This window comes from Streptomyces sp. NPDC039480, from assembly GCF_055597165.1.
The window spans coordinates 1-14,713 of the sequence record NZ_JBVITX010000003.1 but is presented as its reverse complement, the minus strand read 5'-3'; the positions used below and the strand labels follow the sequence as shown (position 1 = coordinate 14,713).

Below are 14,713 nucleotides of genomic sequence, written 5' to 3'. Positions count from 1 at the left end.
TGGGTGCACTCGGAGAGTTCCATGAGCGGTCGGGGGGTGTCAACGTGCGCCCTGCCGGGAAGAGAGCGGTAATCCGGCGGTGCGTAAATTTTTCATTTCGTAATCGATCTGCCCTAAAGGGGAACTCTAGATTCCTCTTTTCTGCAGGGAAACTCTAGGGATTCTTCAGGCCGCCAGGACCCGTGCCCGCCCCGCTCCCGCGGGGGCAGGCCCGGGCGGGCCAGGACCGGCACCGGCCGGGGCCCGCCGGCCCCGCCGCTGTTACCACCCACCCCCGTGTTCGACTTCTACGCAAGGGAAAAGCTATGGCTATGGAAATGGCCTGTATCGGTACCGGCCAGGAATTGGCCGCCTCGGCGCGCCGCACCCGCGAGGAACTGCTGGAACGCATGGAGGACCGTCTGCGGGCCTTCCTCCGCGCCGAGCACGAATTATGGGCGCAGGTGAACGACCGGGCGGTCGGCGCCGTCGCGGCGCTCACCGACCTGGTCGCGGCGGGCGGCAAACGCATCCGGCCCGCCTTCTGCATCGCCGGCTACCTCGCCGCCGACGGCGACCCGGAAGACCCCGCGGTGGTGGCCGCCGCCTGCGCCCTGGAGATGCTGCACGCCTCCGCCCTCATCCACGACGACGTCATCGACGCCTCCAGCCACCGGCGCGGCCTGCCCACCGTGCACGCCCGGCACTCCGCGCTGCACGGCCACAACGGCTGGCAGGGCGAGTCCCGCCGCTACGGCGAAGGCGTGGCCATCCTCGTCGGCGACCTGGCGCTGGTCTACTCCGAGCAGCTGATGGCCGCGGCGCCCCCCGCGGTCCTGCCGGTGTGGAGCACCCTGCGCTCGGAGCTGATGATCGGCCAGTACATGGACATGACCGCGGCCGCCGAGTTCCTGGTCGACCCCCGCCTCTCCCGCTGGATCGCCCTGGCCAAGTCCGGCCACTACACCATCCACCGCCCCCTGGTGGTGGGAGCGAGCGCGGCCGGCCGGGCCGATCTGGCCCCCGCCTTCGAAAAGTACGGCGAAGCGGTCGGTGAGGCCTTCCAGCTCCGCGACGACCTGCTGGACGCCTTCGGGGACTTCGCCCACACCGGCAAGCCCGCCGGCCTCGACTTCAGCCAGCACAAGATGACCCTGCTGCTGAGCTGGGCGATGCAGCGCGACGCCCGCATCCACCGCCTGATCACCGAACCCGGCCACACCCCCGACGAGGTGCGCCGCCGCCTCGTGGACACCGGGGTCCCCGACGACGTCGAAAAACACATCGCCGGCCTCGTCGAACAGGGCTGCGAGGCCATCGCCGACGTCCCCATCGACCCCGTCTGGCGCACCGAACTGACCACCATGGCCACCCAGGCCGCCTACCGCACCACCTGACCCACCACCCTCGCCGGGCCCCGCGGCGGGCGCCCCGCAGCCGCGCCGGGGCGGGGTCAGTGCTGCCCCGCCCCGTCCTCGTACAGGCAAGGAACTCGGGGCGGCGTCCAGGGCATTTCTTCGGCCAACCCGGGCCGCCCGTGGGGGAGTTCGCGGTGCCGGGCGCGGCCGGTGCGGACTGGTGCTGCTCTGCACCCCGCTCTCGTACGAGCACGGGAGTGAACCCCGCCGCCCCGGCCCCCGGCATCGTCCTGTCCGGCAGGCGCGCAGGCCTGGGCCCGACCCTGTCCCGTACGCCCCCAGGGGGCCCGGACGTGTGTGCCCGGCGCCCCGCTCCCGCTCAACTGCCACCCAGCGGCGTACAGTTCGGCGCGGCACGTCTGCCGCGGTGCGTCTTTGGGAGAGCTCGCCGCGGTGGATGTGCCGCAGCCACCGCCACCAGCAGGGGCACGCCACCGCCGCCCGGCGCCGGGGTGCTCGACGGGGGACGGAGTAAGCGTCGCGGGGGGCTTGAGGGGCGCTTGAGGCAGGGGGCCGGTCCGGACGGGCTTTCGCCGGGGCCGGGGCGGCGGGAAGAGGCGGGGCAGGTGGTCTCACCAGGCATGTCGGGTCCGGGCGGGGTGGCCCGGGATGGCCGGGGGACGGCCCGGAGGGCGGGGGTGGCAGCGGCCGGGCGGGGGCGGGCAGTTGGGCGAAGGGTGCCGCACGGGCGGCCCCGCGCCGCATGATGCAAGCACAAGCGCACCGGAAGGGCGGCCAAGATGAGTGGGGACGCACGCGGCGTCGACGGGAGCGGCGGCCGCGGCCACGCCGTGGTGATCGGTTCGGGCTTCGCCGGACTCACCGCGGCCCGGGCCCTGGCCAACTCCATGGACCGGGTCACCGTGATCGAACGCGACCCGCTGCCGCACGGGGCCGCACGGCGCCGGGGCACGGCCCAGGCCCGGCACACCCACACCCTGACCACCGCCGCCCAACAAGGCCTGGAACAGCTCTTCCCCGGCATCGGCCAGGACCTGCGGCGCGCCGGCGCCGTCGAGATCCGCCTGCCCCAGGACGCCCTGGTGCTCGGCCCGGCCGGCTGGCTGCCCCGCTTCACCTCGGGCCTGACGATGCTCAGCGCCGGCCGCGACCTGATCGACGCGGTGCTGCGCGAGCGGCTGCGCGCCGATCCCACGGTGCACTTCCTGCCCGGCCACGAGGTGCTGGCCCTGCACCCCGACCGCAACGACACCGTCACCGGCGTATGGGCGCGCGCCCGCAACCCCCACCGCCCCGGCGGCTGGGACGCCGGACACCTGATATCCGTCGACTTCGTGGTGGACGCCTCCGGACGCCACTCACGCGCCCCCGCCTGGCTGGCCGCCCTGGGCTACGAGCCGCCCGCCGAGACGGTGGCCGCCACCCGCACCACCTACGTCTCCAGCGTCTTCGCCCCGCCCGTCGGCCATGTCGCCGACTGGCAGAGCCTGCTGCTCATGGCCGCACCCGACAACCCCCGCCAGGGCACCCTCAACCTCATCGAGGGCGGCCGCTGGTCGGTGACCCTCACCCTGGACGAGGACGAACAACCGCCCACCGACCACGCGGGGCTGCTGCGCGCCGCCGGCCAGCTGCGCCACCCGCTGCTGCACGACCTCTTACAGAGCGCCACCCCGCTGGGCCCCGTCTACGCCTGCACCGGCACCGACAACCGCTGGCGCCACTACGACAAACTGCGCCGCTGGCCCGACCAGTTCCTCGTCGTCGGCGACGCCCTGGCCACCGTGGACCCCGCCCACGGCCAGGGCATGACCCTGGCCGTGCAGGGCGCCCTGGTCCTGGACCACGTCCTGGCCGGCCACGGCACCACCGTCGGCCTGGCCTACCGGCTGCGCCGCACGCTGGCCCACCGCCTGGCACCCGCCTGGCGCTCCAGCACCCGCCACCTGCGCACCAGCACCGCCCAGCACCCGCCGCGCGGCCTGCGCGCCCGCCTGGCCCGGCGCTACACCACCCGCCTGGCGGCCCGGGCGGCCACCGACCCGCACGCCGCGACCCGCCTGCTGGCCCGGCTCCAGGCAACCGGCCCACTGGCCGCCGCCCCCCTGCCCACCCCGACACCAACCACCCCCACCCCCGCTCCCGCCGCCGCGTCCGCGCCCCGGTGGCCGGCGCCGCCCAGCATCACCCACGGCGCCCACGCACGCCCCCGCCGCACCACCCCCGCCCCGCCCGCCATCGGCATCGCCACCGGCTCCGCCCGCCTGCACCCGGCCGGCTCCTCGGCCCAGTGGCCCGCCCCCGCCCCGGCCGGCGAGGGCCGCCACCCCTGAACCGGGGAGGCGCCCGCAGGCGCCCCATGACGCCGACATAGGCTTCGGGCATGACAAGAGCGCAGCAACTACCCGCCGACAAGGCCGACTTGGGCGATACGAGGTGGGCGCGCGGCACCAACTCCACCCACCCATACGCCCTGTTGGGCGCCCCCGGGACCACCGTGCGGCGGCGCAACTCGAAACTCGCTCAAGAACCGGTCGAGTTGAGACCGGGTTCCCGCTCGAGCTCGGTTGTCCGCCCGCCGCGGGTGTCGATAGCGTTCGATCCGCTTCAGGGCACGGGCCCGTTTGCGCCGCTGCAGGCCGCCCCCACCACCGGCCGTCCACCGGCTGGCGCGGGTGTGCCTGTGACGAGTGAGCGGCGAGGGGAGGGCGCGCGGGCATGAGCATCACCGAAGATGCGCCGCAGCGGGAGCGGACCAAGGCGCCGCAGGGCGAACGCATCGCCGACTGGGCGGACGGCCGCCTCGGGATCTACCAATGGCGCACCCTGATGCGCAAGGTCTTCCCCGAACACTGGTCCTTCATGTTCGGCGAGATCGCCCTCTACAGCTTCATCATCCTGATCCTCACCGGCCTGTACCTGACCATGTTCTTCAACCCGAGCATGGCCCACACCGTCTACGAGGGCCCGCACGTCCCGCTGCAGGGCGTGCAGATGTCGGAGGCCTACGCCTCCACCCTGCGCATCAGCTTCGAGGTGCGCGGCGGCCTGTTCATCCGCCAGCTGCACCACTGGGCGGCCCTGACCATGATCGCCGCGACGATGGCGCACACCCTGCGCCACTTCCTCACCGGCTCCTTCCGCAAGCCGCGCGAGCTGAACTGGCTGATCGGCGTGGTCCTGCTGGTCCTGGTCACCCTGGAGGGCTTCCTGGGCTACTCGCTGCCCGACGACCTCCTCTCGGGCACCGGCCTGCGCATCGCCGAGGGCGTCACCCTGGCCATCCCGCTGGTCGGCACCTACCTGACGATGTTCCTGTTCGGCGGCGAATTCCCCGCAACAGACGTCATCCCCCGCTTCTACAGCCTGCACATCCTGCTGCTGCCCGGCATCATGCTGGCCCTGGTCACCGTCCACCTGATCCTGGTCGTCTACCAGAAGCACACCCAGTTCCGCGGCCCGGCCCGCACCGAGAAGAACGTCGTGGGCCAGCCGCTGATGCCGCACTACGCGGCCAAGGCCGGCGGCTTCTTCTTCCTGGTCTCCGGCGTACTGTCGCTGATGGCCGGCATCGCCCAGATCAACGCCGTATGGGTGTACGGGCCCTACCGGCCCGACCAGATCTCCCAGGGCTCCCAGCCCGACTGGTACATGGGCTTCCTCGAAGGAGCCCTGCGCGCCTTCCCCGCCTGGGAGTTCGCCGTCGCCGGCTACACCGTCAACATGGGCGTCCTGATCCCGGCCGTCGTCCTGCCCACCCTGCTGATCGGCATCGCCTGCCTGTGGCCGTTCATCGAGGCCTGGATCACCGGCGACAAACGCGAGCACCATCTGCTGGACCGGCCCCGCGAGCAGCCCACCCGCACCGCGTTCGTCTGCTCCCTGGCCGCCTTCTACCTGGTGCTGTTCTTCGGCGGCGCCAACGACATCCTCGCCGAACGCTTCCACCTGTCCATGAACGCCATCACCTGGGCGGTACGCATCGGGGTCTTCGTCGTCCCCGCCCTGACCTACGTCATCACCAAGCGGATCTGCATCGGCCTGCAGCTGCGCGACCGCGACAAGCTCCTGCACGGCCGCGAGACCGGCCGCATCAAGCGGCTGCCGCACGGCGAGTTCATCGAGGTCCACGAGCGCCTGGACCGCGGACAGGAGTACATGCTGCTCTCCCGCGAGGTGCCCAAGCCGCTGCCCGCCCCGCTCCGCGAGGACGGCGACGGCGTGCCCAACCCGAACTCGCGCAAGGACCTGCTGCGCCACAGGCTCAGCCGCTGGCTGTCCGACGGACAGCTGGCCAACCCCACCCCCCAGGAGATGCAGCAGGCCCTGGACCACCTCGACCCCGCCTCCTCCAACGGCCACACACCCCAGGCCGTCCCGCCCGCCCCCGCGGAAGGGCGCGACCCGGACCAGCAACAACTGCACTGACCCCGGCGGCACACGGCCGGACACGGACAGCGGCGCGGGCGACCAGGGGACGGGTCACCCGCGCCGCCCTCTTTGGCGACACCGCCGGGGGAGTCCACCGGCCACCCGCCCTGGCCCAGGGCACGGCGGACGTGGGCCCCGGGACCAGGGGCACGGGGTCAGGGGTAGCGGGCGCCCTCCCCGCCGGCGCCGATGTGCCGACCGGCAGCTCCCGGTGCGGGGAAGGGCCCCAACCAGCCGCCTCCAAAGGGATGTTGGGCTCACTCCGCATCACCGAAGCACCCCACCCTCACCCCCTTCCGCCCCTGCCCACGACCGGCCCCGGCGCCGGGGCACCGGGCCGCGGGGAGCGCACCGCACCCCTCTCCACTTGGGGTGACCCACGTCACTTTGTAGGGCCCTTGGTGTGGGGCCCGGCCCGTGTCACTATTTCTGCAGACCTCCCCTGCCCAAAAGCCGAAAGCCGCGCCCCCTCCCTGTCGGAGTGAGGAGCCCCTGGCCGCCGGGGAGTTGACGCACCGCACCGGCCCCGAGGCCCCACCCCTTCCGCAGTCACCGGATGGCGACTGACGGATGGCGGGTGACGGGTGACGGGCCTTCACCCCCCTCTGTCACACCCCCCTTTTCGCGGGGACACCGGCCGATGCCGCCGTGTGCCCGCCGCTGCGCTGTGCCCTCGCGGCCCGGCGCAGGACGCGCATGACCTGCAGGACGCGCATGACCTGCAGGACGCGCATGACCTGCAGGACGCGCAGGACGTGCAGGCCGTGCAGGACCCCTTTCGCGCCCGCCCCGACCCGGCGCCTTCCCGCCCCCCCCAGCCCCACCGCGTCCGCGCGGCCCGCCCCGGCCCGCGCACGCCGCTGTCCCAGGACGATGACCGCCCGGCGCACGGGCCGCAGCCGCCCCACCCGGCTCCCCGGCCCCGGTGCGCCGCCCGTACACGTGCCGCCGCTCACCCGGGCGCCGAAGAATTCACCTATGGAGGAATGATGTCGGGAAACGCCGATCTGGCAGGTGTCTACGCTGCCGTTGAGGAATCCGCCGGGCTGCTGGACGTGTCCTGCGCGCGCGAGAAGGTATGGCCCATCCTGGCCGCGTTCGAGGACGTGCTGCCCACCGCCGTGATCGCCTTCCGGGTGGCGACCAACGCCCGCCACGAGGGCGAGTTCGACTGCCGCTTCACCGTGCCCGGCAGCATCGACCCCTACGCCGTCGCCCTGGACAAGGGCCTGACCCAGCAGAGCGGCCACCCCATCGAGAACCTGCTCGCCGACGTGCAAAAGCACTGCGCGGTCGACAGCTACGGCGTCGACTTCGGCGTCGTCGGCGGCTTCAAGAAGATCTGGGTGTACTTCCCCGGCGGCCGCCACGAGAGCCTCGCCCACCTCGGCGAGATCCCCTCCATGCCGCCCAGCCTGGCCGCGACCGAGGACTTCTTCGCCCGCTACGGCCTGGCCGACAAGGTGGACCTGATCGGCATCGACTACGCCAGCAAGACGATGAACGTGTACTTCGCCGCCTCGCCCGAGGTCGTCGCCGCCCCCACCGTCCTGGCCATGCACCGCGAGATCGGCCTGCCCGACCCCAGCGAGCCCATGCTCGACTTCTGCAGCCGCGCCTTCGGCGTCTACGCCACCTTGAACTGGGAGTCCTCGAAGGTCGAGCGGATCGCCTACAGCGTCAAGACCGAGGACCCGCTGGAGCTCTCCGCACGCCTGGGCTCCAAGGTCGAGCAGTTCCTCAAGAGCGTCCCCTACGGCACCGACACCCCCAAGATGGTCTACGCCGCGGTCACCGCCGGCGGCGAGGAGTACTACAAGCTCCAGTCGTACTACCAGTGGCGCACCGACAGCCGGCTGAACCTTTCCTACATCGGCGGCCGTTCCTGACCCGCACCCCGCCGCGCCCCGCCCGGTCAGCCCCTCAGCCGCCGCCCGCACCCGCGCACCGGACCCTGCCCGGTGCGCCGCGCCGGCACGGCACCACCACTTCGAAAGGGATCAGCCGCAATGACAACTGAAGCCACCCTCGCGCGCTTTCGCGAATACATGGTGGGCCCCTCGCGGTTCATGAGCCTGCTGTCCGTCTTCGAGCTCGGCATCGTCGACCGGCTGCGCGAGCGGCCCGGGATGAACGCGGCCGAGCTCGGCGAGGCCGTCGGCGCCAAGCCCGACGCGGTCGAGCAGCTCCTGTTCCTGATGGTCAAGGAGGGCTTCGTCGCCCAGGACGAGGACTCCGGCGGCTACCGCCTGGACGCGCTCGCCGAGGTCGCCGAGAGCGACCTCAAGCGCGCCCTCACCTACATGAACATGATCAAGGTGGTGGCGCTGCGGCAGCTCTTCTACCTCACCGACAGCGTGCGCACCGGCACCATCGTCGGCCTCAAGGAGCTCTACGGCGCCGGCGAGGGCACCCTGTACGACATCGTCGCCGACCACAGCGACCTCAACGACGCCTGGCTGACGCTGATGAACAACGTCACCGCCAACATCGACCCCTGGTTCTTCGCCAACATCGACGTCCCGGCCGGCGCCCAGGTCCTGGACGTGGCCGGCAACACCGGCCTCGGCGCGATCCACACCTACCGGCACAAGGCCTCCGAGGGGCTGAAGGTGACCACCTTCGACCTGCCGGAGAAGGAAGCCACCTGCCTGGAGAACTTCGCAAAGCACGGGGTGTCCGAGCACTGCTCCTTCATCGGCGGCAACGTCTTCGACGAGATCCCCAAGGGCTTCGACACCGTCCTGATCAAGCACTTCCTCGACATGTTCGACAAGGACGACGTCTTCACCATCCTCAAGGGCGTGCACCGCTCCCTGGAGCCCGGCGGCCAGGTCCACATCATGGTGCCGGTCTACCCCGAGGACATCCGCGACACCGACAACTACAACGTCGACTTCTTCCCGGCCTTCTTCATCGGCTGCACCATGGGCCAGGGCGGCCCGCAGAAGATGTCGGTCTACCAGAGCTGGCTGGAGGAGTGCGGGTTCAAGGTCACCAAGGCCATCACCAAGAACCCCGCCGAGGTGCCCCGCGACGTCATCCCCGTCCAGGCCATCCTGTGCGCCACCAAGATCTGACCGGCTGACCCCGCACCCGCCGCCGTCACCCGCGCGCGCGGCGCCCGCCCGTCCCGCCCCGAGCCCTGCTGCGAACAAGCGCCGACCGCCCATGGAGGAGAGATGTCCCCAGTCACCGGCATCGAAGAGGTCTACGCGGCCATCGCCGCGGCGGCCCGGCTGGCGGGAGTGCCCTGCACGCGCGAGAAGGTCCACCCCATCCTGAGCGCCTACGGGCACGGCCTGGACCGGGCCGGGGTCGTCTACAGCGTCTCCACCAGCCACAGCGCCCCGGCCGAACTCGACTACACCGTCACGGTGCCGGCCGCCGGCGAGGACCCCTACGCCACCGCCGTGCGCCACGGCTTCGTCACACCCGACGGCCACCCGGTCCACACGCTGCTCTCGCACCTGCAAAGCCGGTGCGAGATCAGCGAGTACCTCATCGACGGCGGCGTCGTCGGCGGCTTCAACAAGATCTACGCGCACTTCCCGCAGGACGTGCAGAAAATCTCCCGCCTCGCGGAGCTGCCCGGCATGCCGCCCGCCCTGGCCCGCTGCGCCGCCCTGCTCGAACGGCACGGCCTCAGCGACGTCGCGATGATCGGCATCGACTACCCGCGCCAAACACTCAACCTGTACTTCACCCAGCTCTCCGAGGAGTGCCGGGCCCCGGACACCATCCTGTCCCTGCACCGCGAGATCGGCCTGCCCGCACCCGAGCAGCCGATGCTGGACTTCGCCCGCAGGTCCTTCAGGATCTACACCACCCTCGGCTGGGACAGCGCCGGCATCGAGCGGATCTGCTACGCCCCGCCGCCCGCCCGCGGCTGGGACCCCGCAGCCCTGCCCGCCGCGATCACCGAGCAGGTACGGGGCTTCGTGGACGGCGCCCCGCGCGCCTACGAGGGCGAGCCCATCGTCATCGCGGCCGTCAAGTGGGCGCCCGAGGGCCACTACCTCAACCTCGGCCCCTACTACCAGCTCTCCCCGCTGATGCGGAAAGTGATCAGCGCGGTCCACAACAAAGAGATATGACGCCCCGCCACTCGTGAATTGCCTGAGCCCGGACCGCGTCCGGCTCGGGCAATTCTCGTGCAGCCCGCCCCCTTTCACCGTCCCAGGGGGCATTCCGTACTGCTTTCACCGGTGCATGCCCCACCATGCCCACCGTAAAGTTGAACGTTACACCTATATAGGGGTGCGGCGTCATAACGGTGTTGATTTGCTCTGTTGAATCAGGCAAGATCACTCAAGGCCGACCGGGGGGATCACTACGCCTGCCGCGTGTCCCCCCAATTCATACACCAAACACAGAAGGGGACACCCATGTCTGATTCCGTCACGGGTCAGGAATTCACCGACGCGGCCGAACTGCGCCGCCGCAACCGCGCCACCGTCGAGCAGTACATGCACACCCGCGGCCAGGACCGGCTGCGCCGGCACGAGCTGTTCACCGAGGACGGCCGCGGCGGACTGTGGACCACCGACACCGGATCCCCGGTGGAGACGGTGGGCCGCGACCGCCTGGCCGAGCACGCCGTCTGGTCACTGAAGTGCTTCCCCGACTGGGAGTGGTACAACATCCAGATTTTCGAGACCCAGGACCCCAACCACATCTGGGTGGAATGCGACGGACGCGGAAAGATCTGCTTCGGCGATTACCCCGAGGGCTACTACGAGAACCACTTCCTGCATTCCTTCGAACTGGACAACGGAAAGATCAAGCGTAATCGCGAATTCATGAACCCGTTCCAGCAGCTGCGTGCGCTCGGCATTCCAGTGCCCGAGATCAAGCGCACCGGAATACCCACCTGAGTATCACTTCACCGCTGGATCGGAGTACGTCATGGAAGACGTTATACGGGAGATTCGTATCCGCGGGGCACTGCAGCAACCCGACTGGAGCGACCTTTCTCAGCTGAACCGGGTGGGCGAGGCCCTGGCCGCCCGCCCGCCGCTCGTCCAGGGCGACGACCTGGCCACCCTGCGCACCCTGCTGGGCAAGGTCGCCCGCGGCGAGGCGATGGTCCTGCAGTCCGGCGACTGCGCCGAGGACCCCCAGGAGTGCACCCCCCGCCACGTGGCCCGCAAGGCCGCCCTGCTCGACCTGCTGGCCGGCCAGCTCGGCCTCATCACCGGCCGCCCGGTGCTGCGCGTGGGACGCATCGCGGGCCAGTTCGCCAAGCCCCGCTCCAAGCCCACCGAAATCATCGACGGCCAGGAACTGCCCGTCTTCCGCGGCCACATGGTCAACGGCCCCGAGCCCGACGCCGAAAGCCGCCGCCCCGACCCCCTGCGGATCCTCACCGGCTACATGGCCGCCGGCGACATCCTCGAACACCTGGGCTGGCGCGAACGGGCAGCCGGCCGCGACATCGTCGAACCCCTGGTGTGGACCAGCCACGAGGCGCTGCTGCTGGACTACGAGATGCCCATGCTGCGCACCGACGACAAGGGCCGCCTCTTCCTCGGCTCCACGCACTGGCCCTGGATCGGGGAGCGCACCCGCCAGGTCGAGGGCGCCCACGTCGCCCTGCTCGCCGAGGTCAGCAACCCGGTGGCCTGCAAGGTCGGACCCGCCATGGAGGTGGACGAGCTGCTGGCGCTGTGCGAGAAGCTGGACCCCTGGCGCGACCCGGGCCGGCTCACCCTGATCGCCCGGATGGGCGCGGACAAGGTCGCCGAACGCCTGCCCCGCCTGGTCGAGGCGGTCCGCGAGGCCGGCCACCCCGCGATCTGGCTGAGCGACCCGGTGCACGGCAACACCGTCACCGCGCCCGGCGGTTACAAGACCCGCATGGTCGACACCGTCGCCCGCGAGATCACCGGATTCGTCCAGGCAGTGCAGAACGCGGGCGGCATCGCCGGCGGCCTGCACCTGGAGACCACCCCCGACGACGTCACCGAGTGCGCCAGCACCGAGGCCGACCTGGAACGAGTGGGCGAGCGCTACACCTCCTGCTGCGACCCCCGCCTCAACCCCACCCAGGCCCTGCACGCCGTCAACGCCTGGCCCGCCTGACCCGCCGGGCCCCCCACATCCACAGCCACGCATCACGTCCAAGGACTGGAACCATGACCGGCATACCCCCCATCAGCCCCTACCCCCTGCCCGCCGAGGGCGACCTGCCCCCGGCCGCCGTGTCCTGGACCGCCGACGCCGACCGCGCGGTCCTCCTCGTCCACGACATGCAGCGCTACTTCCTCAAGCCCCTGCCCACCAGCCTGCGCCAGGACCTCATCACCCACGCAGCCCAGCTGCGCGACCGGTGCGCCGCCCTGGGCATCCCCGTCGCCTACACCGCCCAGCCCGGCGGCATGAGCGACGAACAGCGCGGCCTGCTCAAGGACTTCTGGGGCCCGGGCATGCGCCCCGCCCCCGAAGACCGCCAGGTCGTCGACGCCCTCGCCCCCACCGGACAGGACTGGCTGCTCACCAAGTGGCGCTACAGCGCCTTCTTCAAGACCGACCTGCTCGAGCGGATGCGCGCCGCAGGCCGCGACCAGCTCATCCTGTGCGGCGTCTACGCCCATGTCGGCGTCCTGGCCACCGCCGTGGACGCCTTCACCCACGACATCCAGCCGTTCTTCGTCGCGGACGCCACCGCCGACTTCTCCCAGGACTACCACCGCTCGGCCCTCACCTACGCCGCCGAGCGCTGCGCCCGGGTCACCACCGTCAAGGGGCTGTTCACATGACACAGACACCACCCACCCCCACCACCCCGCAGCCGGCCGCCGACCTGCTGGAGCAGGCGCTGGCGGGCCAGGCACCGGCCTTCGCACTGCTGCACCGGCCCGGCGCCACCGGCCCCGCCACCGTGGAAGTGCTCACCGGCGAGGTGACCCTGCCCGCCACCCTGGCCGACATCCCGCTGCCCCACGCCCCCGCCCCCGGCGCCCCCGCCCGCCACGAAGTCCTGGTCGTCATGCCCTACCGGCAGCTGGCCGAACGCGGCTTCGCCTGCGCGGACGACGGCACCCCCCTGGTGGCGATGACCGTCACCGGCCAGCAGCAACTGCCCCTGGAGCAGGCCCTGGCCCGCATCCCCGACGTCCCCACCCCGCTCTCGGGCGGCGACTTCGACGTGGACGACGCCGCCTACGAGGACGTGGTGCGCCGCATCGCCAAGGAGATGATCGGCACCGGCGAAGGCGCCAACTTCGTCATCAAGCGCACCTTCGTCGCCGACATCACCGACTACGGCCCCGCCAGCGCCCCGGCCCTCTTCCGGCGGCTGCTGCAGCGCGAGTCCGGCGCCCACTGGACCTTCCTGATCCACACCGGCAGCCGCATCCTGGTCGGCGCCTCACCCGAGCGCCACGTCAGCCTCCAGGACGGCACCGCCGTCATGAACCCGATCAGCGGCACCTACCGCTACCCGCCCTCGGGCTCCACCCTGGAAGGCGTGCTGGAATTCCTCGGCGACCGCAAGGAGACCGACGAGCTCTACATGGTCCTCGACGAGGAACTGAAGATGATGGCCCGCATCTGCGACACCGGCGGCCGCGTGGTGGGCCCCTACCTCAAGGAAATGGCCCGCCTGGCCCACACCGAGTACTTCATCGAGGGCCAGACCGACCGCGACGTGCGCGACATCCTGCGCGAGACGATGTTCGCCCCCACCGTCACCGGCAGCCCCCTGGAAAGCGCCTGCCGCATCATCCACCAGTACGAGCCCGGCGGCCGCGGCTACTACAGCGGCGCCGCCGCCCTGATCGGCCGCGACGCCCACGGCGAGCGGGTGATGGACTCCGCCATCCTCATCCGCACCGCCGACATCAGCCACCAAGGACGCCTCGCCATCGGCGTCGGCGCCACCATCGTGCGCCACTCCGACCCCGCATCGGAGGCCGCCGAGACCCGCGCCAAGGCCGCCGGACTGGTCGCCGCCCTCAACGGCGACACCACCACCCGCTTCGCCGACCACCCCAGCGTCCGCCGCGCCCTGGAACTGCGCAACGACACCATCGCCGGCTTCTGGCTCTCCGACCTGGACGACCGCAGCGCCGCCCTGCCCCAGCTGGCCGGCCGCAAGGTGCTGGTCGTCGACGCCGAGGACACCTTCACCTCGATGATCGACCAGCAGCTGCGCTCGCTGGGCCTGCAGGTCACCGTGCGCCGCTACGACCAGGACTACACCTTCGAAGGCCACGACCTGGTCGTGATGGGCCCCGGCCCCGGCGACCCGCAGGAGGTGGCCCACCCCAAGATGCACCACCTGCACACCGCCGTGGCCACCCTGCTGCGCGAACAGCGCCCCTTCCTGGCCGTCTGCCTCAGCCACCAGGTCCTGGGCCTGCAACTGGGCCTGCCCCTGCGCCGCAGGAGCGTGCCCAACCAGGGCGTCCAAAAGGAGATTGACCTGTTCGGCACCGCCGAACACGTCGGCTACTACAACACCTTCGCGCTGCTGAGCGACGACGAGGAGTTCACCACCCACGGCGTGCCCGGGGTGCCCGACGGCCAGCTGGTCCAGGTCAGCCGGGACGCGGCCACCGCGGAGGTGCACGCCCTGCGCGGACCGGGCTTCGCCTCCTTGCAGTTCCACCCCGAATCCGTCCTCACCCGCCAGGGCCCGCGCATCGTGGGCACCGTCCTGGCCGGACTCCTGGCCCCCGCCCGCACCCCCGACCCGGCCTGAGCGGGCCACCCCCAGACCGCCGGGCCGGCGCCCTCCCCCGAGCGCCGGCCCGGCACCCCCGCTGCCCTTTCCCCGAAGGAATGACTCATGTCTGAGCTGTCCCAGAAGACCAACGGCCGTACTCCCTCGCGGCGTTCGGAGACGTTGACGGGCACCGTGGAGGTGGACTTCCCCCAGTTCCGCACCCCGCCCGCCGAGCCGATGGGACTGCTCACCG

11 protein-coding genes are annotated in these 14,713 nt (G+C 71.4%); 10 read left to right on the top strand and 1 reads right to left on the bottom strand.

Annotated elements, in window-relative coordinates:
- Positions 1–305: 305 nt before the first annotated feature.
- From ACZ56E_RS10720 to qcrB, 3 genes are all read left to right on the top strand, one after another.
- Positions 306–1,376, top strand: coding sequence for a polyprenyl synthetase family protein (locus ACZ56E_RS10720; RefSeq protein WP_471213185.1), 1,071 nt, complete (start codon positions 306–308; stop codon positions 1,374–1,376).
- Between the two features lie 761 nt (positions 1,377–2,137).
- Positions 2,138–3,691, top strand: coding sequence for an FAD-dependent oxidoreductase (locus ACZ56E_RS10715; protein WP_471213184.1), 1,554 nt, complete (start codon positions 2,138–2,140; stop codon positions 3,689–3,691).
- 385 nt (positions 3,692–4,076) lie between these two features.
- Positions 4,077–5,786, top strand: coding sequence for a cytochrome bc1 complex cytochrome b subunit (gene qcrB / locus ACZ56E_RS10710; protein ID WP_471213182.1), 1,710 nt, complete (start codon positions 4,077–4,079; stop codon positions 5,784–5,786).
- Between the two features lie 611 nt (positions 5,787–6,397).
- On the opposite strand, the gene ACZ56E_RS10705 is transcribed toward qcrB, so the two are convergent.
- On the bottom strand, positions 6,398–6,697 hold the full coding sequence (locus ACZ56E_RS10705) for a hypothetical protein (RefSeq protein WP_471213181.1): 300 nt from the start codon (positions 6,695–6,697) through the stop codon (positions 6,398–6,400).
- Between the two features lie 78 nt (positions 6,698–6,775).
- Between ACZ56E_RS10705 and ACZ56E_RS10700 the strand changes: the two genes are divergently transcribed.
- From ACZ56E_RS10700 to ACZ56E_RS10670, 7 genes are all read left to right on the top strand, one after another.
- Positions 6,776–7,678, top strand: coding sequence for an aromatic prenyltransferase (locus tag ACZ56E_RS10700; protein WP_471213179.1), 903 nt, complete (start codon positions 6,776–6,778; stop codon positions 7,676–7,678).
- A gap of 120 nt (positions 7,679–7,798) precedes the next feature.
- Positions 7,799–8,869, top strand: coding sequence for a methyltransferase (locus tag ACZ56E_RS10695; protein ID WP_471213177.1), 1,071 nt, complete (start codon positions 7,799–7,801; stop codon positions 8,867–8,869).
- 102 nt (positions 8,870–8,971) lie between these two features.
- Positions 8,972–9,886 (top strand): aromatic prenyltransferase, encoded by a 915-nt coding sequence (locus ACZ56E_RS10690; protein WP_471213175.1) that lies wholly within the window; start codon positions 8,972–8,974, stop codon positions 9,884–9,886.
- Positions 9,887–10,177: 291 nt separating this feature from the next.
- Positions 10,178–10,666: a PhzA/PhzB family protein gene (locus ACZ56E_RS10685; protein WP_468613324.1), complete on the top strand. Its 489-nt coding sequence runs from the start codon at positions 10,178–10,180 to the stop codon at positions 10,664–10,666.
- 31 nt (positions 10,667–10,697) lie between these two features.
- Positions 10,698–11,873: a 3-deoxy-7-phosphoheptulonate synthase gene (locus ACZ56E_RS10680; RefSeq protein ID WP_471213172.1), complete on the top strand. Its 1,176-nt coding sequence runs from the start codon at positions 10,698–10,700 to the stop codon at positions 11,871–11,873.
- 53 nt (positions 11,874–11,926) lie between these two features.
- On the top strand, positions 11,927–12,550 hold the full coding sequence (locus tag ACZ56E_RS10675; protein WP_471213170.1) for an isochorismatase family protein: 624 nt from the start codon (positions 11,927–11,929) through the stop codon (positions 12,548–12,550).
- Complete coding sequence (locus tag ACZ56E_RS10670) at positions 12,547–14,496, top strand: anthranilate synthase family protein (protein ID WP_471213168.1); 1,950 nt, start codon at positions 12,547–12,549, stop codon at positions 14,494–14,496. Before ACZ56E_RS10675 ends, ACZ56E_RS10670 begins: the two co-directional genes overlap by 4 nt.
- The last annotated feature ends 217 nt before the right edge of the window (positions 14,497–14,713 follow it).

Excerpts from the sequence above, each read along its gene's own strand:
- ACZ56E_RS10675 (WP_471213170.1), top strand. The coding sequence starts at position 11,927 with ATGACCGGCATACCCCCCATCAGCCCCTACCCCCTGCCCGCCGAGGGC.
- ACZ56E_RS10720 (WP_471213185.1), top strand. The coding sequence starts at position 306 with ATGGCTATGGAAATGGCCTGTATCGGTACCGGCCAGGAATTGGCCGCC.
- ACZ56E_RS10685 (WP_468613324.1), top strand. The coding sequence starts at position 10,178 with ATGTCTGATTCCGTCACGGGTCAGGAATTCACCGACGCGGCCGAACTG.
- ACZ56E_RS10715 (WP_471213184.1), top strand. The coding sequence starts at position 2,138 with ATGAGTGGGGACGCACGCGGCGTCGACGGGAGCGGCGGCCGCGGCCAC.
- ACZ56E_RS10700 (WP_471213179.1), top strand. The coding sequence starts at position 6,776 with ATGATGTCGGGAAACGCCGATCTGGCAGGTGTCTACGCTGCCGTTGAG.
- ACZ56E_RS10690 (WP_471213175.1), top strand. The coding sequence starts at position 8,972 with ATGTCCCCAGTCACCGGCATCGAAGAGGTCTACGCGGCCATCGCCGCG.
- ACZ56E_RS10670 (WP_471213168.1), top strand. The coding sequence starts at position 12,547 with ATGACACAGACACCACCCACCCCCACCACCCCGCAGCCGGCCGCCGAC.
- ACZ56E_RS10695 (WP_471213177.1), top strand. The coding sequence starts at position 7,799 with ATGACAACTGAAGCCACCCTCGCGCGCTTTCGCGAATACATGGTGGGC.
- ACZ56E_RS10680 (WP_471213172.1), top strand. The coding sequence starts at position 10,698 with ATGGAAGACGTTATACGGGAGATTCGTATCCGCGGGGCACTGCAGCAA.
- qcrB (WP_471213182.1), top strand. The coding sequence starts at position 4,077 with ATGAGCATCACCGAAGATGCGCCGCAGCGGGAGCGGACCAAGGCGCCG.